General features: G+C 57.3%; 20 protein-coding genes, 1 tRNA gene and 1 riboswitch. Of the genes, 6 read left to right on the top strand and 15 right to left on the bottom strand.

The window, feature by feature from the left end; all coding sequences use genetic code 11:
• Nucleotides 1–73 precede the first annotated feature (73 nt).
• Nucleotides 74–160, bottom strand: a tRNA-Leu gene (locus JXO48_09075).
• Between the two features lie 156 nt (nt 161–316).
• On the opposite strand from JXO48_09075, the gene JXO48_09070 reads away from it, so the two are divergent.
• Entirely contained in the window at nt 317–1,255 is a 939-nt protein-coding gene (locus JXO48_09070; GenBank protein MBN2284027.1) for a bifunctional riboflavin kinase/FAD synthetase, read from the top strand.
• Between the two features lie 35 nt (nt 1,256–1,290).
• A complete protein-coding gene (gene nfi / locus JXO48_09065) occupies nt 1,291–1,995 on the top strand; it encodes a deoxyribonuclease V (GenBank protein ID MBN2284026.1) in 705 nt (234 codons plus the stop codon).
• A 41-nt stretch (nt 1,996–2,036) separates the two neighbouring features.
• On the opposite strand, the gene JXO48_09060 is transcribed toward nfi, so the two are convergent.
• The 3 genes from JXO48_09060 to JXO48_09050 are packed head-to-tail and all read right to left on the bottom strand — an operon-like array spanning nt 2,037 to nt 7,960.
• A complete protein-coding gene (locus JXO48_09060; GenBank protein ID MBN2284025.1) occupies nt 2,037–3,638 on the bottom strand; it encodes a TolC family protein in 1,602 nt (533 codons plus the stop codon).
• On the bottom strand, nt 3,635–6,730 hold the full coding sequence (locus tag JXO48_09055; GenBank protein ID MBN2284024.1) for an efflux RND transporter permease subunit: 3,096 nt from the start codon (nt 6,728–6,730) through the stop codon (nt 3,635–3,637). The genes JXO48_09060 and JXO48_09055 overlap by 4 nt, the downstream gene beginning before the upstream one ends.
• Nucleotides 6,731–6,790: 60 nt before the next feature.
• Complete coding sequence (locus JXO48_09050; GenBank protein ID MBN2284023.1) at nt 6,791–7,960, bottom strand: efflux RND transporter periplasmic adaptor subunit; 1,170 nt, start codon at nt 7,958–7,960, stop codon at nt 6,791–6,793.
• Nucleotides 7,961–8,159: 199 nt separating this feature from the next.
• Here JXO48_09050 and JXO48_09045 point away from each other — a divergent pair, with 199 nt between their 5' ends.
• On the top strand, nt 8,160–8,477 hold the full coding sequence (locus JXO48_09045) for a TRL-like family protein (protein ID MBN2284022.1): 318 nt from the start codon (nt 8,160–8,162) through the stop codon (nt 8,475–8,477).
• A gap of 49 nt (nt 8,478–8,526) precedes the next feature.
• On the opposite strand, the gene pyrE is transcribed toward JXO48_09045, so the two are convergent.
• From pyrE to JXO48_09005, 8 genes are all read right to left on the bottom strand, one after another.
• The gene (gene pyrE, locus JXO48_09040; GenBank protein MBN2284021.1) at nt 8,527–9,084 is read right to left on the bottom strand and encodes an orotate phosphoribosyltransferase; all 558 of its coding nucleotides are present in this window, start codon (nt 9,082–9,084) and stop codon (nt 8,527–8,529) included.
• A gap of 59 nt (nt 9,085–9,143) precedes the next feature.
• Nucleotides 9,144–10,118, bottom strand: coding sequence for a tetratricopeptide repeat protein (locus JXO48_09035; protein ID MBN2284020.1), 975 nt, complete (start codon nt 10,116–10,118; stop codon nt 9,144–9,146).
• Nucleotides 10,115–10,813: an energy transducer TonB gene (locus JXO48_09030; GenBank protein ID MBN2284019.1), complete on the bottom strand. Its 699-nt coding sequence runs from the start codon at nt 10,811–10,813 to the stop codon at nt 10,115–10,117. Before JXO48_09030 ends, JXO48_09035 begins: the two co-directional genes overlap by 4 nt.
• Complete coding sequence (locus JXO48_09025; GenBank protein MBN2284018.1) at nt 10,798–11,205, bottom strand: biopolymer transporter ExbD; 408 nt, start codon at nt 11,203–11,205, stop codon at nt 10,798–10,800. The genes JXO48_09030 and JXO48_09025 overlap by 16 nt, the downstream gene beginning before the upstream one ends.
• On the bottom strand, nt 11,202–11,819 hold the full coding sequence (locus JXO48_09020) for a MotA/TolQ/ExbB proton channel family protein (GenBank protein ID MBN2284017.1): 618 nt from the start codon (nt 11,817–11,819) through the stop codon (nt 11,202–11,204). Before JXO48_09020 ends, JXO48_09025 begins: the two co-directional genes overlap by 4 nt.
• A 72-nt stretch (nt 11,820–11,891) precedes the next feature.
• On the bottom strand, nt 11,892–13,991 hold the full coding sequence (locus JXO48_09015) for a TonB-dependent receptor (protein MBN2284016.1): 2,100 nt from the start codon (nt 13,989–13,991) through the stop codon (nt 11,892–11,894).
• Nucleotides 13,992–14,031: 40 nt separating this feature from the next.
• Nucleotides 14,032–14,805: an ABC transporter ATP-binding protein gene (locus tag JXO48_09010; protein MBN2284015.1), complete on the bottom strand. Its 774-nt coding sequence runs from the start codon at nt 14,803–14,805 to the stop codon at nt 14,032–14,034.
• A gap of 2 nt (nt 14,806–14,807) precedes the next feature.
• The gene (locus tag JXO48_09005; protein ID MBN2284014.1) at nt 14,808–15,842 is read right to left on the bottom strand and encodes an iron chelate uptake ABC transporter family permease subunit; all 1,035 of its coding nucleotides are present in this window, start codon (nt 15,840–15,842) and stop codon (nt 14,808–14,810) included.
• A gap of 143 nt (nt 15,843–15,985) precedes the next feature.
• Nucleotides 15,986–16,106: riboswitch (cobalamin riboswitch) on the bottom strand.
• A gap of 324 nt (nt 16,107–16,430) precedes the next feature.
• Here JXO48_09005 and JXO48_09000 point away from each other — a divergent pair.
• The 3 genes from JXO48_09000 to JXO48_08990 are packed head-to-tail and all read left to right on the top strand — an operon-like array spanning nt 16,431 to nt 19,965.
• A complete protein-coding gene (locus tag JXO48_09000) occupies nt 16,431–17,627 on the top strand; it encodes an iron-containing alcohol dehydrogenase (protein MBN2284013.1) in 1,197 nt (398 codons plus the stop codon).
• Between the two features lie 33 nt (nt 17,628–17,660).
• A complete protein-coding gene (locus tag JXO48_08995) occupies nt 17,661–18,080 on the top strand; it encodes an SCP2 sterol-binding domain-containing protein (protein MBN2284012.1) in 420 nt (139 codons plus the stop codon).
• Nucleotides 18,081–18,099: 19 nt separating this feature from the next.
• Nucleotides 18,100–19,965, top strand: coding sequence for an aldehyde ferredoxin oxidoreductase family protein (locus JXO48_08990; GenBank protein MBN2284011.1), 1,866 nt, complete (start codon nt 18,100–18,102; stop codon nt 19,963–19,965).
• Nucleotides 19,966–20,048: 83 nt separating this feature from the next.
• Here JXO48_08990 and JXO48_08985 read toward each other — a convergent pair whose 3' ends face one another.
• The 3 genes from JXO48_08985 to JXO48_08975 form a co-directional block, all read right to left on the bottom strand.
• Nucleotides 20,049–20,465: a 4Fe-4S binding protein gene (locus JXO48_08985; protein ID MBN2284010.1), complete on the bottom strand. Its 417-nt coding sequence runs from the start codon at nt 20,463–20,465 to the stop codon at nt 20,049–20,051.
• A 20-nt stretch (nt 20,466–20,485) separates the two neighbouring features.
• Nucleotides 20,486–22,444, bottom strand: coding sequence for an aldehyde ferredoxin oxidoreductase family protein (locus tag JXO48_08980; GenBank protein MBN2284009.1), 1,959 nt, complete (start codon nt 22,442–22,444; stop codon nt 20,486–20,488).
• Nucleotides 22,445–22,546: 102 nt separating this feature from the next.
• Nucleotides 22,547–23,533: a diaminopimelate dehydrogenase gene (locus JXO48_08975; protein MBN2284008.1), complete on the bottom strand. Its 987-nt coding sequence runs from the start codon at nt 23,531–23,533 to the stop codon at nt 22,547–22,549.
• Nucleotides 23,534–23,541: the final 8 nt, after the last annotated feature.

The raw sequence follows: 23,541 nt of genomic DNA, 5'->3' as shown, positions 1-23,541 counted from the left end.
TTAATGATTTTTTCACGAAAAAGGGGCTGGCAGGAATAATTTTCACAGTCTGCCAACCCCTTGATTTCATTCATGGTGCCGAAGCCGGGATTTGAACCCGGACAGGCCTGCGCCCACTAGACCCTGAACCTAGCGCGTCTACCAATTCCGCCACTTCGGCACGCTCAATGTAGGGCAGATTTATACTTTTCCTCCCCGATGATGTCAAGGAAAAATACGCTTGAAAATACAGCTGTACATGCTATCATGCCCCATCTTTCCGGATAACGGCCGGGGCGGACCGGCCAGGCAATAAGAGAAAACATATCGACCACCTATGACAATGGAAATAATCAGAGACCTGAATGACATACCGAAAGAGTTGAAGCACTCCATCATCACCATCGGCAACTTTGACGGGATACACCTCGGTCACCAGGCCATATTCAGAAAAGTCCTGGAAGAGGCCGTGGAACGGAACCGGAAATCCCTTGTCATCACCTTTGACCCCCATCCCCAGAAGGTCCTTCACCCCGAGAAAAAAACCTTCTACCTTCTTACCCTGCTTGAAGAAAAACTGAAGCTTATGGAAGAGATGTGGATCGATGCCGTTATCGTCATCCCCTTCACACCGGAGTTCTCCCGCAACGAGGCAGGTACCTTTATCCGGAATATTCTCTGGGAAAAGCTGAAGATCCAGAAGATCTATATCGGCTATGATTATGCCTTCGGCAGGGGAAAGGAGGGAAACGCTCGGTTTCTCAAGACCATGGGGGAAGAGCTCGGCTTTCAGGTGGAGGAGATCGGTGCGGTCACTGTGGACGGCATGATAGTGAGCAGCACCAATATCCGGCTCTCGATAAACGAGGGGCAGGTCTCGCGGGCGGCAAAAATGCTCGCCAGGCCGTACAATGTAAGCGGGGTCGTCGTGAGAGGCCGGCAACGGGGCACGGACATCGGAATTCCCACAGCCAACATAGAGTCGGAAAAGGTCATCCCCGGCATGGGTGTCTACGCCATCATCGCCGAGGTCGAGGGAACCCGCTACCAGGGGGTCCTCAACATCGGGTACAGTCCCACCTTCGGTGACAATGAGTTTACCATAGAGGTACATCTTCTCAATTTCCAGGGCGACATCTATGGAAAGGATATCGATCTTTTCTTTATCGAGCGGCTCAGGGACGAACAACGGTTCGACAGCCCCAAGCTGCTGGTGGAACAGATCAAGCACGATATCGACCAGGCGAAGCACATCCTGGCACCCTATGTCATCTGACCCCTCAAAGGAAAAAGGATGCACATACCGCAACCGTGAAGATCACCTCTCCTCATGCATGGAACATCGGGTATAGAGAGGCCAGGACCGTCCAGGAACAACTTGCGGAAAAACTGATCCTCCGCGATGATCACAAGCCATTGAAGATCGGCACGATAGCCGGAGCTGACATATCATATTCACGGCATAACGATCTGTTTTTCGCCTCCGTGTTGATCCTTGATTTTGAAACGATGGAGGTTATTGAAGAATCATATTTCTCGGAACGGGTCTCATTTCCCTATATCCCCGGACTCCTCACATTCAGGGAAGGACCGCCCCTCATTCGGGCCTTTGAGAAACTTCGAAGGCGTCCTGATGCGGTCATATTCGACGGCCAGGGAATCGCCCATCCCCGGGGATTCGGGCTGGCGTCCCACCTGGGTCTGATCCTCGATATCCCCTCGATCGGGTGCGCCAAGACACGGCTCGTGGGGACCTTTCAGGAACCGGGGCCGGAACGGGGTGACTTCTCCGACCTGCTGCACGATGATGCCGTGGTGGGTTCCGTCCTTCGCACCCGAAACCGGGTAAAACCACTGTTCATTTCCCAGGGACACCGGATCAGCCTTGCAACGGCACAGGCCGTCGTTCTCGCCTCCTGCCGCGGCTATCGCCTTCCCGAACCCACCCGCCGCGCCCACCTGTCGGTGAACCGGCTGCGGCTTTCCTTTGAAAATACAGCGAATGCAAGGGGTTGATTGCCAGGTAATTCAGAGACGGTGTTATCCCCGTGTTTCTTTTACATCGCGCCAGGGGAGACGATACCGCGACGTTCGAGCAGGGAACCCTCGAGCCGGTACAGTTCGACCAGCGCCTTGAGGTAGTTCGCAACGGCCCTGGTCTCCGATATCCGGCTTTCCAGAAGGTCACGGTGCGCCTGGGCAACAAGCAGTGTCGTTGACTTGCCCACGTGAAACTTTTCCGTTTCAACCCGGACCTTCTCTTCCTGCAGCTTTCGGGTGGCTTCAGTGGCACTGAGCTGTTCCTTCGCCCGCATGACCTCTATATAGGCTGACCGGACATCTACCTGCACCAGTTGGGCAAGATTTTTCACCGACTCCCGCCTCTGCTGCGCCGTTATGAGGGAACGCCGGTGACGGGCCCGTTCGTCCCGGTTGATGATCGGATACGCAAGGGTGACGCCCGCCGTGATATCATAGGAATCCCCGTCGATGTTTCCGACGGAGGAGCCAAAAGATTCGGCATATCCCGTCTTTCCCAGGCTGATGAAAAAATCCATCTTCGGAAGAAGTCCGTTCTTTGTTTTGACGACCTCCAGGTCGCCCTGTTTTTCCTGCACGCGGGATTCGTTGAGGTCCGGCCGCATCCGGAGCGCCACCGCCACGTGGGCTTCAACATCATCAAGCCGTGCATCGGGAACAACCGGCTGGTCGAGAAGTACGACATCACGCCGCCAGGGATTCTCACCGGGCGGGTTCAAGAGCCTAAGAAGCCGCAACCGGGTTTTTTCCAGGGTGCTTCGCGCGTTTATGAGTCCTTCCCTTCGCAGGGCGATCTCCGCTTCTGCCGCAACGAGTTCAGATTCTGCCAGGGAACCGATCCGGATCATTTCTTCGGTCTCGCTCTTCTGTTTTTCTGCCAGGTTCAGCGACTCACAATAAATGGCGATCTGTCGCTGCGTCAGGGCATAATCCCAGTATGTTTCTTCAATGTCCGCGACAAGGGCTTCGGCAAACCCTCGAAGCTCATACTCCGTCGCCCTCGTCTGCAACCGGGCCTGTCGCAGCGCGGCAAGATTGTAACCAAGCCCGCCTCCCTGGAGCAGGGCCTGGGTTACGCTGACACCCAGACGCGATGCGTGAAGATCGTCACTGTAAAGATCCGACCAGCTTTCCTCTGTTGAAAACCCGACTTCCACCCCGGTCCCCGTGGGCAGGTATGCGGACACGCCGATTCCCGCATCGACCTCGTTGGTCAGTTTCTCATTCGTTGTAAGTATCGCGGCATCGCGCTTTTCCCGGTATCGGGAATAGACGGTGCCGATGACGGGGTCAAAGAGCGCCCGCTCAATTTCCTCTTCCGCCCTCCGGATCTCAGGGTTCATCTTTTCTACGGCCAGCGAGCGGTTGTTTTCCAGCGTCATGAGGATCGCGTCCCGCACGGTCACCTGCATGGGTCCCGTCTCGGTCTGAACCGGCTGTATCGATTCTTCGCGGGCGGTCTCGCCCGGCGTTTCCTGCCTGACGGGCCCGATGTAGTTCGTCTCAAGAGCCGGTTGCGGCTTCATGCAGGAAAAGAGACAGAGCATGATCCCCGCAAGCAGGAGGGGACGGACGAGTCCCTTTCTTCCGAACAGGTTTCCGCCTCCCTTCACCATCATGGTTTTTCCTTTCCCGCCGTTCTTGTAAGCCGCGTCTCGAAGAAGAGATACACCGTGGGGACGATGAGGAGCGTGATCAAGGTAGAACTGATAAGGCCCCCGATGACGGCCCGCGCCAGCGGCGCCTGTACCTCGCCGCCCTCACCCAGTCCGATGGCCAGGGGAACCATGGCCAGTATGGTCGTCATGGCCGTCATCAGAATGGGACGGAGGCGCCGGCGTCCCGCTTCCTCGATGGCTTCCCGGAGCAGCATCGCGTCGCGTCGCCGCAGAAGGTTGATGTGGTCAACAAGCAGTATGGCATTATTGACGACGATCCCGCCCAGCATGATACACCCGATGAAGGACTGGACATTGAAGGTGGTACCGCTGAAAAAGAGCATCAGGATGACACCGATGGCGGCGAATGGAACGGAGAACATGACCACCAGGGGGTAGCGGAGCGATTCATAGAGCGATGCCATGACCATGTAGACGAGAACCAGCGCGAGGATGAGGCTTACGAGCAGTTCCCGAAAGGCCTTCTGCTGTTCTTCATAATCGCCGCTGAAAACGATGCTGAAATTGCGGGGAACCGCCAGTGCGGTCAGTCTTTCACGGATGTCATCAAGAATGGAGCCCATGTCCCGCCCGCTGATATTGGCGGAGACCGTGATCGTTCGTTCCTGATCCTTTCGCTCGATGCGGGCGGGGCCTGTTTTCGGCTCGATGGCGACCACATTCCTCAGGACCACGGGCTCACCTCCCGATGAAACCAGCGTCATGTCGAGTATCTCCCGGAGGTCCAGTTTGTCGGCATCCGCAATCTTGACACGGATATCGTATTCATCGCCTCCCTCACGGTAGGTCCCGGCATTGGTGCCTGAAAGGACGGTCTGGAGCATGTTGGCGATCTGCGAGACCGTCAGGTTCATGTCAGCCGCCTTCTGCCGGTCCACATGAATAACCTCTTCAGGATTTCCGGACTCCCTGCTGACCTGGGCATCGGTCACCCCCTCAACGGACTCGACGATTTTCTGAACCCGCCCGGCGAGGAGATCGGCCGTTTCCAGGTCGTATCCCCTGATATCGATCTGGACCCTTTCCGTTTCCCCGCCAGAAAAGATCCGGAGAATCATGAGCCCTTGGCCCGATCTCGTTCGAATAACGACGCCGGGAATGCCGGTCAGCTTCCTGCGCAGGTCGGCTGCGACCTGATCACTGGTACGCGAGCGCTTCGCCTTTGGTTTCAAGGCAATACGCATTTGCCCTGTGTGCGAGCCCTGGGAACGCCAGCTCGCCCCTCCGATGCTGGTAACCGTGTTCTTCGCCTCCGGCACCTCTCTTGCAACCACGTCTTCAATATTCCGGAACACATCGGAAAGAATATCAAGCCGGGTCCCGATCTTCATTTCGGCATTCACACGAACCTCTCCCTCGTCCGTGGCAGGCATGAACTCAACGCCCACGGCAGGGATCAGAAGAAGGCTTCCGCCGAGGACCAGCAGGGTTCCCGCAACGACCATTACAGTGTGATCGAGGGCGAAGTGGAGAAGGCGTTTGTACCCGTCCTCCATGCGGACGAAAAAGAGCGAACTGAAGCGATACAACCGCTGCAGCACTCTGTTGCCGGAATAATCCCTGACCGGGTGCATAAGTTTCGCCGCCATCATGGGAACGAGGGTCAGGGCGACCAGCAGGGCACAGAGGAGAGCGAAGCTGACCACGATCGCCAGTTGTTTGAACATGACACCCGACATGCCGCGGATAAAGACCAGGGGCAGGAACACGGCCAGTGTCGTGAGCGTGCTGGCGATGATCGCGGCGGTCACCTCTCCGCTTCCCCGGATGGTCCCTTCTTCCGCCGTTTCGCCTTCTTCGCGGTGCCGGTAGATGTTTTCCAATACCACGATGGCGTTGTCCACCAGCATACCGATACCGAGGGCAAGGCCGCCCAGGGTCATGAGGTTCAGGGTAAGCCCCCCGAAGTACATGAGTGCGAAGGTGGCGATAATCGAAATTGGTATGGCCGTGGCAATGATGAGGGTGCTGATGATGTTGCGAAGAAAAAAGAGAAGCACGAGGACCGCCAGGAGACCGCCGAAGAGGGCCATGAAACCCACGTTGGTGATCGAATTCCTGATATAGTCCGATGTATCGATGATCGGCGTGAGCCGTATCTGCGGCATGTCACGGTTGATCTTCCGGGCTTCATCGAGGACTTTCCGCGCGACCTCGACGGTATTGGCCCCCGATTGTTTCTGAACACCGAGCCGCACGCCTGGCTCGCCGTTTACGCGAATTATCCGGGTGATCTTTTTCCAGGTGTTATCGACACTGGCGATGTCGACGAGCTTGATGGGCGCTCCGTCACGGATCGCCACAACGGTCCCCCCGATCTGATCGAGGTTAGTGAACTCACCCGACGTGCGCATGGTGACCTCGATCTGCCCCCGCTCCACGGTCCCGGCGGGCAGGTTCACGTTTCCCGCCTTGATCGCATCGAGGATCTGATCGAGGGGGAAACCCATGGCCTTGATCTTAGCGGCATCGAGATTGACCTGGATCTCCCGTTCATACCCGCCCCAGACATCAAGTGACGCCACACCCGGGACCCGTTCTATCCGGTACTTGACATCGTCGTCGATGATCTTGCGCAACTGGAGGGGACCCATTGCGCCCGACGCCCCGAAGATGAGAACGGGGAAATTGGCGATATCGAATTTACGGAGGGTCGGGCGTTCGGCCTCATCGGGAAGTACCGATATCACCCGGTCGAGGCGGTCGCGGATATCGTTCGCCGCCGTATCAAGGTCCGTCCCCCAGGAAAAGGTCACCCGCACATTACTCACCCCCTCGGCGGAAGCTGAGTAAACGCTCTCGACGCCCGGCACCGCGCTCATGGCCTCTTCAATGGGCCTCGTCACCAGTTCCTCTATCTCCTCGGGACTGGCATCTTCATAAAGGCACCGGATGGTCAGCGTCGGATAGGTGATATCGGGCATCAGGTCGATGGGAAGATGGAGCAGCGACACCGCTCCCAGGATCAGAATGATGAGGATGACCATGACGGTGAATACGGGTCGGTGAACAGCGGCGCGGGAAAGATTCACGACTCGTTCCCTCCCGGGCGATGTATGCGGATCGCTTCTTTCATCGGTAACAACCACTCCTCAAGACGACGTTTCGTCCGTTTTCCCGGGCAACGAAATGGCTGCACCGTCCTCGAGGAGATGCTGCCCGACGATAATGACGAACCCTGAAAGAGCGGGTTCGACTATCTCGGCCGCGGTACCGTTGATGATCCCCACCTTCACCGGAACACGCACCGCCTTCATCGTCTGAAGGTCCGCGAGATAGAGGCTCCAGCCGTTCCCGTTCTTGACAAGAGAATCGACAGGCACGACGACGGCGTCCTCATGCCGGTCGAATTCGATATCGACGCGGACGAACATGCCCGGCTTGAGCACCCCCTCGGGATTGGGCACATCGATCTCCACACGAGCCTGCCGGGCCGCTTCCTTGAGGAGTGGCGCGACACGGTCGATGGTACCCATGAACGTCCTGCCGGGGAAGGCATCGGTGCTGATGATGGCCGGTTGTCCCACCCGCACCCGCGTATAGTCCCGCTCAATGACATGTATCACTGCCTTGAGGGAGCTGATATCGATGATCGAAGCGATCGGGGTGTTCGCCGTCAGCATGGCCCCTTCATCGACAAAACGCTCGCCGACGAAGCGGGATTCCCCGTTCACCTCCCAGGTAACCGCGATGCGGGCATAGTCGAGCCGGACCTGCGCCGTTTTCAGTTCAGCTTCTTTCTGGACCACCTGGGCCTCGGCGACCTTCTGCCGGGCAAGGGTGACCTTATAGTTCGCTTCGGCGGCATCAAGGTCGGATTCCGACAGGATCTTCTTTTCCCGAAGCGCCTGGGCGCGCTCATACTCCCGTTCGGCCAGGTTCAGGGAACTGCGGGTTTCCTCCCGGTTTGCCATCGCCACGTCAAGCTCGGCCCGTGCCTGGTTCACCTGCTGAACGTATTCATCGTCATCGATGAGAGCGATCAACTGCCCGCGCTTCACGGGGTCACCGATGTTCACAAAGAGCTTTTCGAGCCGTCCCGGGATCTTCGGAGCCACATCGAACTGGGAACGGGGCAGCAGAGTACCCGTAAAAATCCCCACTTCCCGGATGACCGTCCTGGCGACCGGCACCGTTTCAACAGCGACAACGGGGTTGTTCCTCCCGGCAGGTTGCTCCGAAGATATTCCCGTTCTTTTATACATCTGCCAGCCGATCACAATAAGAAGGACCAGCACGGCGGCAATCACTATTTTCTTCATAGGCGGTATCTCGATTCGGTTATGGCATCTTTTCCCCGATGAACAAGGTTTTTTATTTATTCTATTTTTTCAGAGACGGCAAATGTTTTCATATTGCGCAATACCTGATACAATCATCGCACAATGTGATCACAATAAGGAATAATGTTCCACAAGAAGGGCTCCCCGTGACGGGATGCCCGCGAAAGGAGGAGTCATCATGAGGAGCGGAACCCGTTCTCTGTCCATCATTGTTCTTCTGGGTATCCTTTGCGTGTGTGCGGGGTGTGGTGGGATCTATACCAATGTGAGAACTCCCATGCCCACATTGGATATGCAGCTCGGCGCCGAAAGCCAGGAAAAGACGGGAACGGCCTCGGCGGAAATGTTTCTCTGGTTTTTCGTGGTGGGAGATTGCAGCGTGGCCCGGGCGATGAAGGATGGTGGGATCACTGAGATACACCACGTGGACGCAGAGATGGTCAACTATCTCTTCGGCGTGTACGGAAAGTTCACTACCATCGTTTACGGAGAATAGGAAGGATCTTCCCGAAAACGCCGCCGGTCGGTCTTTCAGGAATTGCGCGTCATCGATTCCCGTACAGTTCCATGATCTCGCTTCTGGTAAACACGGCCTGGACCGTCTCGACCAGTTTCTCGATCGCTTCCCGTCCCCCTTCCTCGCGATCCACCAGGGCGATGACGCGGTCAACGACGAGGCCCGCTTCACGCGCCCGTTCGATGGCCGTTATGGTGGACCCGCCTGTGGTAATGACATCGTCAAGGATAACGACCCGCTCTCCCGCCTGGACGTTCCCTTCAACGGCCCTGCCCGTACCGTGAGCCTTCACTTCCTTCCTGACGATAAAAGCCTTGATGGGCCGTCCCCGCTCATAGGAGACAAGGGAAAGGGCGTTCGCCATCGGATCGGCGCCCAGGGTCAGGCCACCGGCGGCGGTGACGTTCGATCCTGCGAGTATGTCGAAGATGACATTCCCGATCAGGTACATGCCCTCCGGATCGAGGGTGGTGGTCTTGCAGTTGAAGTAGTAGTTGCTCTGCCGTCCCGAGGCAAGCGTAAAGGGAGGGTCTTCACGATATTGGAATGACCGTTCGATGATGAGCTCGGCAAGACGCTTTTTCATTGCACCAGGTTCCATGGCAATCTCCTTATGTATGGCGGGGGTATGACGGCCGCACCCGTTTATCCATTCTTCTCACCGGGTGGAATGCTCCCCTTCCCCGCTTTTTCAACTTTTTTCAGCAGGTATTCGGGGTCAAGGCGGAGCGCTTCCCGGTACTCAGCGGCTGCCATGTCGGTCCAGCCCTTCTTATCATAGTAAAGACCCAGGGTGAAGTGGATTTCGGCGCTTTCCGGATCCGCTTTCAGCGCCTTCTCCGTCTGTTTGATCGCTTGATTGATGTCACCGAGCCCATAGTAGGCCTTACCGAGGTAAAATCTCATGTCCCGGTTGACGGGATTTATTTTCACGGCGATATCAAACATCTCGACGGCCTTCCCGTATTCCCTGAGCTTTGTATAGAGCACACCGAGCGCCACCACCACGTCCTCCTCGTAGGGCCGGAGCTTCCTGGCGGCAACGTACCGGGAAACAGCCGTTTCAAAATCCCCCTTCATGGCATACAGGGCGGCGACATTACAGAGCGCCTCGTAATAACCGGAACGTATTCGAAGGGCCGTTTCATATTCGTTTATCGCCCCGTCCATATCACCCTTGATCTCACAAATCCGTGCCAGTGAGAAATGAACGCTGCTGTCACGGGGACACTTGTCGGCAAGCGTACGATAATATTCCAGCGCCTTCCTGAGATCACCCCGATCAAAATAGATCTGTCCCAGCGCCGCGTGGCAGGCATAATAGTCCGGTTTTATTTCCAGGGCCGCCTGATAGTTCTTGACGGCCTCGTCATACAGTTCCTTGCAGCGATAGGCCTCCGCAAGCTGATAATGATAGGAAGCGACCTTGGGATTGATCGAAATGGCCTTTTTATAGTGTTCAATGGCCCGGTCGTATTTCTTTTTCACCAGGAAGGAATTCCCCTGGAGGTAATATGTACGCGATGAAACTGCTTCGGCGCGGTCGACCGCCGGGGGGGCAAGCGCGGCTGTCGCGATACAGAATATGATGACGATATGGATGATTCTTTTTCTTCTCATGGTTTCCCGGCGTCTCGCAGCGTAAATCGCAGGGGGATCTCCACCCATCGGGCGACGGGCTCGCCTCCCACACGGGCGGGCTCGAAGACCCATTCCCGCACGGCCCGGAGTGCCGCATCATCGAGCGAGGCGTGTTCCGACGATCTCCTGATCTCCACATGCCCCACGGAACCATCGGCGAGGACCTCCACGGAAAGGACGACCACTCCCTCCTGTCCACGCCGGCGGGATGCCTCCGGGTAAGGAGGCGCCGGGGCACGCCGGTAGCGGGGAGGAATCTCAGTAACATCCCTTTCAACCGGTCCCTTCAGGTCACCGGTGACGACGGGTCTACGGGTATCATCACTTCCACCGGTCACCCCATCAGCCACGACGGCTCGTTCAGGGAGCGGGGCGTTGGAAATGTTCTTCCCAACGTTCTTCTCAACGAGCGGCGTCTCGCGCTTCTCCGGTATTTCCGGTTCGCGACGCACCGGAGGAGACAGCGCGACCGGTGCGACGGCATCAGTCGTCCGCCGGACCGTTTCCGTTCCTCTATAAGTTGAAACGAGAGATAATTCAAGACGCTTGTCGGCGTGGGAACTCTCAGACACGGAAAAGGGCGGTGGACCGGCCGGAAGCACCGCCACGAGCCCGTGGATCAGGAATGCCCCCAGTGCCGCCGCGACAAGGTCCCCTCTTAATCCCGCAGACATTTCGTATCCACCGATATCGACGATATCCCCGCTCTGCGCGCCTCGTCGAGGAGAAAAACAATTGTTTCGTACGGGGCCTTTCTGTCACCGGCAATGACCACGGTCCGCTGCGGACATCGTTCATGAAGGCGGAAAAGGACCTGATACACTTCATTCATGGCGACATCGACGCCGTCGACCATGACCCTGCCGTCGTTCGTGGCGGATATCACCGTGCATTCATCAAGACGGACCGAGGCCGTCGCGGCCGCCGGCAAATCCACGGTAATTCCCCGCTGAACGGTCATGGCCATGGAGAAAAAAATAAAGGTGACCAGGAGCAGAAAGATGACATCCATAAGGGGGATCATTTCTATTCGCGGCTTCGCTGTATGGAACCGGTGAACTTTCATGTTACCCTTACCCCGTTTTTATTCCGGTCCACGACGATCTCGAGGCTGGTACCGTATTTTTCAATTTCCCTGACCGCATGTTCTATCCGGGATTGGAAATAGTTATACGGTATCAGGCTGAAGATGGCGATGATAAGACCGAAGGCCGTCGTTATAAGGGCTTGACCGATCCCGACCGTGACAAGCCCCGGATTCTCGACGCCCACCTCTCCCAGCATGGTGAATGAGGAAATGATGCCCACCACGGTCCCCAGAATGCCAAGAAGCGGTGAGAGCGTTATCATCGTATCAAGGACCGGCAGGTACCGGCGCATGCGGGCGATCTCCTCATCGGCACCCATCTGGAGGGCGTCGCGCATGGAAAATTCACGGTGCACCAGGCCGCAGACAAGGACACTGATGATGAAATCTCGGGTCCCGGCGGTGATTCGCCGCGCCTCTTCGAGATCATTCCTCTCTATCATTTTCATGAACCGGTCCCGAAGAGCGGCATCGCCGCGATGCCGCTCCCGGAACCAGAACAGGGACCGTTCAATAATGATCGTCAGAGAAACAAGCGAGCAGAACAGGAGCGGATACATGACCGGTCCACCCCGGTAAAAATAATCGATCATGAGTTCATCTCCTCCTTTGCAGTGTCATGCGGAAAAGCGCAACGCAGCATATGAGGACTTCTTACGAAGTCGTCAAAAATCATAAGTAAGGCTCGCATACACCGACCTCCCCGCGCCCGGAAACCCGCAGACCGTTCCCGCTCCAGTTGAGTCATAAAATATCCCGTAGTAGGTATCATATCCCTTGTTGAAGATATTGTTTCCCTGAAGCGACAGCAGCCAATGATCATTCAGCCGCTGCTGTATCCTGCAATCCGCCGTCCAGTATGCGTCAAGCTCGTATTCCACGGTCTTCGTATCGGGATAGGTGCCGTCGGTCTCGGTTCTGTACCACAACCGGTCCCCCACGAACCGCGCGACGACCGTTACCGTCGTCCCGAAATCGGTCCACCAGGTCAGCGTGCCCTTGAACAGGTGCTCCGGTGTCAAGGCGGCACGGCGCTCGACCCAGGTATACCGGAAATCTGCTGGCAGCAGCGGCGGCCATCCGTAGTCCTGGCGGGTATAGTCCCTGTTTTCCTCCACGGCGTCGGTGTGCGTATAATTCAATGCCACCGTCATATTGCTGAATGGTCCGAGCTTTACGCCCACTTCCTGCCCCTTTGCAGTGTATTTGCGCAGGTTCTGCGGTGTCCAGACACCCGCGGAGTCGGGACCCCACTGGATCTTGTCATCGATCTTCCAGCCGAAATAGGTAAGGGTCACAAAGAGCCTGTCATCGAACAGGGCCTGTTCGATGGTCACATCCGTATGCCAGCCCGTTTCCGGCTTGAGTTCCGGATTACCTTTCGTGTACCCGTCATCGGGCCAGAAAAGGTCGTTGGGTGTGGGCGCGTTGAAATGTCCCCCGTAACTCGCCTTCAGGACCGTATGCTCGAGAGGATTGAACACCAGCCCGTAGCGGGGAACGACCGCGTATCCGAACACGGAATGCTGCTCGTGCCTCGCGCCGGCCAGGAGCTTGAACCATGAACAGGGGCGGTACTGCATCTCGGAAAAGACCCCTCTCGTATAGACATCGGCGTTTTCTTTCACCTCGCTCAGTTTTCCCCCCTGTCCGTCGAGAGTGTCCGTTCTGCTCTCCCACTCGATATCGCGGTACTCCACTCCCGTCAGCAGGGAAAAACCCCCGACAGGCGTCAGCTCCAGCAGGGCCTCCCCGTCGCTCACGTCATTCGCGACCCGGCTTTCCGTACCCGGAAGGTCTCCCGCCCATGAATCATAGTATCGGGAGTAATTATAGCTTTCCAGTGACGAGAAACTTCCCCTGAGAGTAATTTCCATCCACTCCAGGGGGCTGCTCACGATCTGCATTCCCAGGTTTCCGTCCTCGTCGCCGGCGTGGTCAAGAAGGCTTGCGGCCTCGTCGTTATACACGCGAACCCCGTTGACGGAAAACGCCTGTGTCCCCTCGGGCGGCTTGACGCCGGGGCTGCCGTACTCCCGGTCGACATAGTCCCCGTAGAGGCTGACGGCGAGCATGTCCCCCCCGTCATATACCAGTTTCAGCGAGACATCGTTGTGCTCGAGATCGCTGTTGTCACGAAACCCGTCCGTTTCATGTCTGCTTACCGTCAGATAGTAGCCGAACGAATCGGTGACGAACATGCCCTGTTCCACGGACAGGCGGCAGGTGTTTTCCGTGCCGTACCCCGCTTCCGCCTTCAGGTCCATCCGATCACGGCGCGGTCCTTTGGTCGTGATATTCACCGTCCCTCCCATGGCACCCGAACCATAGAGAAGCGAACCCGAACCCTTGACGACCTCTATCCTCTCAACACTGTTCAGCGGGATCCTGCTTACATCAGCAAGTCCCAGAGAGGGTGAATTCACACTGATGCCGTTCACATAGACCTGTGAAGCGTTGCCGCTCATTCCCCGGATATGGATCTCTTCGCCTGCTCCGCCATAATCCCCATAGGTCCTCAGATCGATGCCGGGATCATTCGCCAGGACGGTACCGAGGGAATTTCCGGGAAATTCGGCGATATCGAGATCGTCGACAATAATAACGGCATTGGGAACATCCTTCCGCACCTCCGTCGTCTTTGTTGCTGTCACGACAATTTCATCAAGGATCACGGCAGGTTCGTCCCTTGTCTGCGCCGGCGCCGGCACAATGGTAAGGAAAAGTATCAGCATCGGTACGACCCATTTCACTGCACGTTTCATATGGTATTCTCCTTTTTCACGTATACCGGTTGTCGTTGGTTCATTCTGGTAATACCGTTACCCGGGGCGTTCCCGAGTGGGGATGCCCGTCGACACAAACGGGCGTTCCAAATACCTCCCTGATCGTTTCTTCCGTAACGACCTGCCCGGGACTGCCTTCCCGGTAAAGGTATCCCTCCTTGAGAAGCACGAGCCGACCACAGTACAGCGATGCCAGATTGAGGTCATGGGTCACAGCGATGACCGTCAGTCGCTCCTTCCGGTTCAGTTCGGTCAGAAGTTGCAGCAGGGCCACTTGGTGTTTGAGGTCCAGGTAGGCCGTGGGCTCGTCCAGGAGAAGAACTTCCGGTTCCTGGGCCAGTGCGCGGGCGACCAGGACCCGCTGTTTTTCCCCGCCGCTCAGTTCGTTCATGAAACGATCCCGCAGGTGAACGATCTCTGTGACCTCCATGGCACGCCGTGCCTTTTCAAGGTCCTGGGGACCCTCAAACTCCATCGGCCTCAAGTGCGGCGCCCGTCCCATAAGAACGATCTCCCCGACCCTGAAGGGAAACACTGACGGCATTTCCTGGGGAACCACGGCGATCAGCCGCGCCAGTTCCCTTCGCCGGATGCCTGAAAGGTCCCTGCCCGCGACCATCACGCCGCCCTTCTGCGGGACGAGCGCGGCATCGAGCACGCGGAGAAGCGTCGTTTTCCCCGAACCGTTGGGTCCCAGTATCCCCACGAACGCGCCCTGCTCAACGGAAAGGGAAACGTCCCGGAGGACCCACTCATCCCCGTAACGAAACCATAGGTTGTGCGCATCCACCATCTTCATGACACACCCGCCCTGCTGCGAAGCAGATAGAGAAAATAGGGCGCCCCGCAAAGCGCCGTCACGACACCCACGGGAAGTTCCGTGTAGGGAAGAATGCTGCGCGCCACCGTGTCGGCGATCACCAAGAACGACGCTCCGAAAAGAAAGGAGGCGGGCAAAAGAAGACGATGATCCGACCCCAGCATAAGCCGCATCATGTGCGGTATGATGAGACCGACAAAGCCGATGATCCCCGCGAAGGCGACGGCGACGGCGGTCATGAGCGATCCGGCGACGAAGAGGATCACTTTGGTCCGCTCCACATTGACACCAAGATGCAGGGCCGTGTCGTCACCGGTGACGATCAGGTTCAGGGAACGCCCGTACCGGCAACTGACCGCCGCCCCGCAACAGAGGAACACCAGTGCCGTCAGTATCTCTCCCCATCCGACCAGCCCAAGATTTCCCATGAGCCAGAAGGTCATACTGTGCAGGTCCGCAACGGCGCTGATGGAAAGAAAGAACATGATGAGTGCGGAAAAAAAGGCATTGATGATGACGCCCGCCAGAAGAAGCGTGTTCGGCTCCAGCCGCCCGTTGCGCCTTCCCGTTATGAAAACGACCCCCACCGTCGCGGCGGCACCCAGAAAGGCAAGCAGGGGAATCCCGAGAGCGCAGCACCCGGCACCGATAATGATCGCCGTTATGGCTCCAACGGCAGCTCCGCCGGAAATACCGAGAATGAAAGGTTCCGCCAGGGGGTTCCGGAGCAGGCCCTGGAACAGGACGCCCGCTATCGAGAGGGACGCGCCCACTATACCGGCAAAGATTATGCGGGGAAGGCGGATGGAGAAAAGGATCATCGTTTCCGGTGGCACCGCGTCGAACCCTCCCTGACGGAGGGCACAAAGCAGCCCAGCGCATCCGGTCCCGACATCCACCTTAGCAGTGCCGACAAGAAGAGAAACGACCACCACGGCCCCATACAGAAAGAGGAGCCCCAGGGAGACCCGCATCACCCGAGCTTTGGTTACGATCGCTCCGTCACCCACAAAGACCCCTCCCTCATCGAAACGGGGAGGAAGCCATGGGACATCTCGTCGCTGAACCCTTCTCTTCTGTCCTGTTTTTCAACTTCCCTGTGAAACAGAGGATACATGGAACGATCCCTCCCGCGAGGTTCTCGGATGGACCGGTATTCCGGCTTCAGGCTCCCTACTCACCCACCTTCCCATCCGCACGGGGCGGACAGTGGCGTCTCGGGTTTTCGTTCCTTTCACGGCTGCGCGGCAGCGGGGGATTCACACCCCTCTTCCTCACATCCATCCGTAAGCGTTCAGCACACCGACCGGCTGCTGATGGGGCACTATAAAAAAAGTATATCGTTTTTGTCAAGACCGATTATGGGGTGAGGCGTGAAGCGGTGAAACGGTCAGATGATTTCCGGATTATGAATTACGGATTACGGATCACGATTCCCCGAATCACGATTCCCGATCCCTGACCCCCGTTTTCTGTGTTTCACATATATGTGTTAGTTCTTTCTGTGTTAGTTCTTTCTTGATGTTTCGCCAAAATTCGGCTAACTTACGCCTTGTGGCTACAATTTCATAACATCATTACAATTAGGAGGGAGGGATATGAAGTACCCGGACATTGCCTTTGAACCGTTTTTTTCCTGGTACAACAGACCCCGGATAATGTACTCGCCGGGTGTCAGGGCCGAGATCGGCTTTGAGATGAGCCAGCTGGGCGGATCGAAAGTCGTCATGTACACGGACAAGGGACTCGTGAACGCCGGCGTCGCCGACATGGTGGCCGAGGCGATCCGGAGTTCCGAAGAACTGGAACTGGTCGGCATATTTGATGATATAGTCCAGGACGCCCGGATCGACATCATCAACAAGGGAGCCGAATTCTACCGCAAAAGCGGCGCCGATTGCATGGTTGTCGTCGGCGGCGGCAGTGTCATGGACACGGCAAAGGCCGTGAATATCATGATTGGCAGGAAGGTCGACGACTTCCAGCCGCTGGCGGACCAGGCCGCTCTTTGGGAAGGGGCAAAGCCGCTGCCGCCCCACATTGTATTTCCCACGACGGCGGGAACCGGGAGTGAGATCACGAACGCCCTGGTTGTCCTGGATACGGAAAGCGGCGTAAAATTGGGGGTCAGTCATCCCTTCAACGCGGATATCGCCATGCTCGATCCGGAACTGACCGTGGCGCTCCCCGCGAAGATTACGGCCTTTACGGGCATGGACGCTCTGACACATGCCGTCGAAGGCATCACATCCACCGCCGCGGAACCCATCGCCGACGGCCTGGGGCTCCATGCCATCAGGCTCATCTTCAAGTACCTGCCCCTTGCCGTGAAGGAACCGGACAACATTGAAGCACGGGGGAACATGCTCATCGCCAGCAGCATGGCGGGTCTGTGTTTCGGCAATACCATGACCGGCGCTGTTCATTCCACGGCCCATGCCCTGGGCGGCAAGTACGGCGTGCCCCATGGTCTGGGCAACGGCATCATGCTTCCCATCGTCATGGAATTCAATGTGGAGGAAGCGCCCCTGAAATTTCTCATGATCGCCGACGCCATGGGTATCGATGTGGCGGGCATGGATCCCGTTGATGCCGGCATGGCTGCCGTAAAGGCTGTAAAAGACCTCAAGAAGGAAGTGGGCCTGACGGACACGCTGACGGACCTGAAGATCCCCAAAGACCCGGATGAACTCCAGGCCCTCGTCGAACTGGCAGCCGGTGATTCACAGATCAGCTATAACCCGCGTTACCTGGAGGAAGAGGACATTCGCAACCTGTACTTGAAAGCGTTTTAGCGGCGCAAACACATAAAACAAAGGAGGAGAACCATGGAATACTGGAAGGACGAAAATGAACCCATCAAAATGTTTGTGAAACTTTTTGAAGAAGGATTCAAAGATGCTGATCTGTCGGGCGGATTGAAGAAAGTGAACCAGCTCATCTGGTTCGATTACACCCAGGACGGACCGAACTGTTCCTTCTGGGTCGACTGCCGCGGCGGTGATCTCAAGACCGGTCCCGGCAAACCCGCCGATGCACCGGACCTGACCATGAGTCTCTCAGCGGATGACGCCCATCGCTCCTGGTCGAACAAGCTCAATCCCGTCATGGCGATCACGAGAAAGAAGATCAGGGTGAAGGGTTCGGCCACGGGACTCCTGAAACTCGCCCCGAAACTCAAGAAGGTCGCCGAACTGTACGTCAAGGTACTGAAAGATGAGGGGAAAGAAGGCATAATCCTGAAGTAGACTCTATGAGGTGTTGAACATGAAAGCCAATACGGGAAAGATAATCGACGTAGATCTTTCCGCCGGTACCGTGAAGGTGGAACAATTACCCGAAGAATACTATACAAAGTATATAGGCGGGAGCGGGCTGGCGGCGAAGCTCTTCTGGGAACGGGGGAATTTCGATGCCGATGCTCTTTCACCGGAAGCGATGCTTCTCTTCATGAACGGTCCCTTCGCCGGGCTGAAGCTTTCCGGCGCAAGCCGCCACAGCACCGCGGGCAGGTCACCCCTCACGGGTGGCTGGGGTGATTCCTCCTGCGGCGGCTTCCTCGCACCTGAGCTGCGCTACGCGGGATATGACGGATTCATACTGACGGGCAAGGCGGCACAGCCCTCACTGCTCCTGATCGAGGATGACAAGATCGAAATCCTCGATGCCTCGGAGTACTGGGGACAGGGAGCGACGCAAGTGACCGAGTCCCTGAAAAAGCGCTTCGGCAAGGCATACCGTACGCTTGTCATCGGTCCGGCCGGTGAAAACCTGGTGCGGTATTCCATCATTCTCAACGAGGGACATCATGCCACCGGCCGTGCGGGATTCGGGGCCGTCATGGGCTCGAAGAACCTCAAGGCTATCGTGGTAAAGGCGAGCAAGAAAAAGATGGAGTTGGTCGATCCCGAACGCTTCGAAGAACTTCGCAAGGAACTGAATCCGAAGATACGGGAAGCCCTCGCCTCGGATGTTCTTCATGAGAACGGGACGGCCGCCAATCTCATCGGCGGCATGTATGCCGGTGACGTCCCCATCAGGAACTGGACATCCAATTTTTGGGAGGAAGCGGCCGACGCCCTTACGGGAAGCACCCTGACGGAAACCTACCTTACCAAGCGGGGCGCTTGTGCATACTGCAACATCGCCTGCAAGCGAATCGTCGAGGTCAAGGAAGGCCCCTGGGCCATTCCGGAAGGTCCCGGCCCCGAATATGAAACGATCGTTTCCTTCGGAACGCTTATCGGCTCCATCGACCTTGCCGCCACCTGCAAGGCCGGAAGGTTGTGCAACGATCTCGGCATCGACACAATTTCAACAGGCGGGACCATCGCCTGGGCAATGGAGGCCTTCGAAAAGGGTGACCTGACAAAGGATGATACCGACGGTGTCGAACTGAACTGGGGTGATCTGGAAACGGTCATCGACGTGATCCTTCCCAAAATAGCAGCACGTGAGGGAAAACTTGGTGAGCTTCTTGCCAACGGCAGCGTCGCAGCCTCAAAAAAGATCGGCAAGGGAGCGGATTATACCGTTCACGCCAAGGGACTTGAAGCCCCCATGCATGATCCCCGGGGCGGCGGTCACGGCATGGCATTGACCTATGCCGTGGAAGCCCGTGGTGCCTGTCACGTGGCAGATCCCATGCTGTTTGCCGAGATGGGGGCCCGATATTACCCGGAGATCGGGTTCGAGTATGAACTGGAACCGAGGACCGACGAGAACAAGGCGGAAGCCGCCGTGGACATGGTGGCCTTCGGTGCCATCGAGAACAGCGCCTGTTTCTGCCAGTTCGCCGATGCGGAAGTGACCATTCCCGAGTGGGTTGAACTTTTCAACATCGTTCCCGGCTACGAGTGGGATGCCGAGGAAATGATGCGCGCAGGCAGGCGTGTCTTCTATCTCAAACGGATGATCAACTATCGTTTCGGCCGCACCGCCGACGACGACAAACTGACGAAACGGATGCTGGAGCCGGCCACGGATGGTGAACCCGAAGGGGTGGAGATCAATTTCGAAGGGATGAAGCAGCGGTTCTACGAACTGATGAAGATCGATCCCGAAAAGGCCATACCGGTGAAAGAGGTGCTCGTCGAATACGATATGGCCGATGAAGCCGGCGCCGTCTGGTAAGTCGCCGGAATCAGGAAATCAAATGAAAAAACCCGGGCGGTGTCATTGCCCGGGTTTTTTTCGTGTCTTTCGGCATCCTGCTGTTACTCCACCGCCATCGTCACGGCCCCGACAGGGCACTCCGCGGCGCAGAAGCCGCAGCCGATGCAGGCCTTTTCAACCTTCATGCAGGGATATCCATGGGGATCTTTCCTGTCATCGGGCTCCGACAGATCAAGGCATCCCACGGGACAGGCATCGATACAGATGTTGCAGGAGGTACATATCTTCCTGTCGAATCGCGGCTTTTCCCACTGGGACCGCTTGATCATGGTACAGGGGTTGCCGGCGGCGTCGAGGATCGCCCCCTCGGGGCAGACCCTGCCGCAGGCGCCACATTCGATGCAGAGCAGTTTGTCGATCCGGTGTTTTTCCTTTTTTTCACCGTGAATAGCGTCAACGGGGCACAGACGTGCACAGGCCCCGCAGCCATTGCAACTATCAGTGATGCTATATGACATGGCAACCCCCTGTTTTATCGTTATTGTTTTATCCCGAGCCGCTTTATGCTCTCCTCCTTTGGGTTTCCCGAGGTCTCGTCCCAGCCGAAGAGCCGCCAGTAATCACGTATCATGGGCTCGATATCGACGGTGCGGCTCTTGTTCGCTCCCTCGGAAAGCGGTTCCTTTCCCAGTGCGCGGTTAGGGATCACAAAGGTCCGCGGTTTTATGCCGTGCTTGATGTTGAAGGCCTGGCGGAGCGTCTGGATCCGTTCTCCGATCTCCAGGTATTCCTCCGCCGTTTTGTTCCACCCCGTAGCCGCGTTCAACCATTCAAAGAGGGGAAGCCGGTGCGCGCCCAGAAAGGCCGAGAAGAGACACAGGCCCGCCCCGTTCATGACGTTCACGTACTTGCTGCACGCGGCGGCTTTGATCGCTTTGTCCTCACCCGTCTCAAACTTCCTGTCCTTGCTGTAGAGCATCTGCGCCTTTGGAAGGTCCTTCACCTTCCTCCAGAGCTGAAACATCTCGTAATACAGCTGGGCCCCTATCGTATGCCGGCCCGGCGTTGGTTCCACGCTGTAGTGGAGGGCGAACCCCGGATCGTTCCGGCCGTCATGCATGGGCAGGTCCTGGCCGCCGGCATGCATGGCGAACGCAGCGGAATTCTTTCCGATCCGCTCAGCGGCAAATTTCGACCCGTCCGCCAGGAGATCGCCGATACCCTCCCGGGTGATCATTTTCTGAACAAGCTCCACTATGGCCGGTGCATTTCCCCAGGTCAATTCCAGACCGCCCGTATCTTCTTTCGTAATGATCCCCCGCTCATAACATTCAATGGCGAAGGCCACGGTGCTTCCCGCCGATATGGTGTCCATGCCGGCCCTGTTGAGCATCTCGTTCATTTCAAAGAGGCTGTCCGCATCGGCGTTCATACAGAGCCCGCCCAAGGCAAGGATCGTCTCGTATTCCGGCTTGTGGGTCTCGGTGTATTTCCCCTCCATGGTGCAGATGCCGCCGCATCCCAGGGGACAGGAATAACAGTGATACTTGATCCGTTCCCTCTCGATGATCGCATCGGGATTCGTGGGCTTCGACCTGTCGGTGCCGAAATCCCTGTTGCTCCCCGTCCAGTTCTTGATAGGCGAGTCGCCCATCTCGATGGACATCTGGTTCATGCAGGCCGTTCCCCACTTCTTGAGGATGATCTTGAAGAGCATGCCGTCCTGTGCCATTTGTGTGGGCATGACGCGAAGCAGGGCACCGATCTTCGCGGTGAACGGACCCGATACGAAGGGCGGCTGAAACCGCACCCACTTGTTGCAGGCCGCACTGAGCCGCTTCATCTCATCGGGGTCATGGGCATGAATCCGTCCCTTCCCGGCAAGAACCACCGCTTTCAATCTCTTTGCACCCATCACGGCACCGAGGCCGGAACGGGCGGCAAGCCGTCCCCGGTCGTTCGATATACCTGATATAAGGGAACGATTTTCACCGGCGGGACCGATACAGGCCACGCGGGCACCGTTTCCGTGCTCCTCGATGAGCAACTCTTCGGTTTCCACGGCGTCCATTCCCCAGAGATGCGCGGCGTCACGGAGTTGTGGTGTTCCATTCTTCACCAGCAGATACACGGGTCTTTCACTGATACCGCGGAAGAAAATGCCGTCGTACCCGCACCGCTTGATGGCCGGCGCGAAGCTTCCACCGCAGTTCGCGTCTCCCCAGCCACCGGTGAGGGGCGATTTTCCCACCACCATCCACCGTCCCGTGAAGAAACTTCCCGTGCCGGTCAGAAGACCTGAAACAATACCGAGGATATTGTCCGGCCCCAGCGGGTCTGCCCCGGCGGGGATCCGGTCGTAAAGCAGGGCGGCGGCCAGGCCCATTCCCGAAAGATGACTCTCGTAAATCTCATCGGGAATCGTTTCCTCTGACATGGTTCCCCCGTCCAGATCGACGTTCAGGATTTTCCCGGTGTATCCACTCTTCCCTTTCATGGTTCCCTCCCACGTTCTTAAAAAAGTGACAAAACAACTTCTCTATTCGCTCAGCAGGTCCCTTGATCATCCCCGTTCGTTGCCCACGCTCCGTCCGCCGGCCTAGAGTTCGTTCTTGATCAACTCCTCCCGGGTCCGTGCCGAGAGATAGGCCGGCGCGATGTCAAAGACGGTCAGGGCACCCGTTTTCCCCTCCCCGTTCAGGCGCCAGGCCGCCCGGGCGTATGCCACGAGGACGGTTGCCGTAAATCCCGGGTTGCTTGCAAGCTTCAGTGAAAACTCGATGATGCTTCGGTTGCCTGCGTCATCGGCACCGGTCCTCATGACAAAGCCGCCATGGGGCATGGTCGCGTGTTTTTCCCGCATTTCATCCCGTGATATGAAGGTCACCCGCGTGTCGTAATCCGAAAAATAATACGGCATGGACGTGATCTCTTTTTCGATCCTGTCAAGATCGGCCCCTTCTTCAGCGACCACATAGCAGTCACGGAAATGTTTCTCACGAGAGGTGAATTTCGGAGCTTCACCCCTTCGAACGGCATCGACCGCCTTATCTACGGGTATCGTGTACTGCCGGGCGTCCGTCACACCTTCCACCCGTCGTATGGCATCGGAATGCCCCTGGCTCACGCCGGGCCCCCAGAAGGTATAGCTCTCACCCACGGGCAGGACGGAATCCTCGATAACCCGCATCAGGGAAAACAGGCCCGGGTCCCAACCCGTGGAAATGACGGCCGTCGTTCCTGCCTCCCGGGCCGCCCGGTCGACAGCGGCGTAATATTCCGGTATACGCGCGTGGGTGTCGAAACTGTCCACGGTATTGAAAAGCGCCGCTAATCTCGGTCCCTGTTCCGGAAGGTCCGTGGCAGACCCCCCGCAGAGGATCGCCACATCGATGCCGCCGGCATGCTTCTGTGCTTCCTCCAGCGGGAAAACCAGTGTTTCGGGATAGTACGTTTCCAGCTTCGACGGCTCGCGTCGAGTGTAGATTCCCGCACATACCGTATCAGGATTCTGTTTAACTGCCATTTCAACGGCCCTGCCGATATTTCCGTATCCGATGATGCCGATGCGTATTTCCTGTGTCATGCTCCGCT

The organism is Deltaproteobacteria bacterium (genome assembly GCA_016933965.1).
GTDB lineage: Bacteria > Desulfobacterota > Syntrophia > Syntrophales > UBA2210 > JAFGTS01.
The sequence above is the reverse complement of the archived record's forward strand: the minus strand, read 5'-3'. Positions and strand labels throughout refer to the sequence as shown.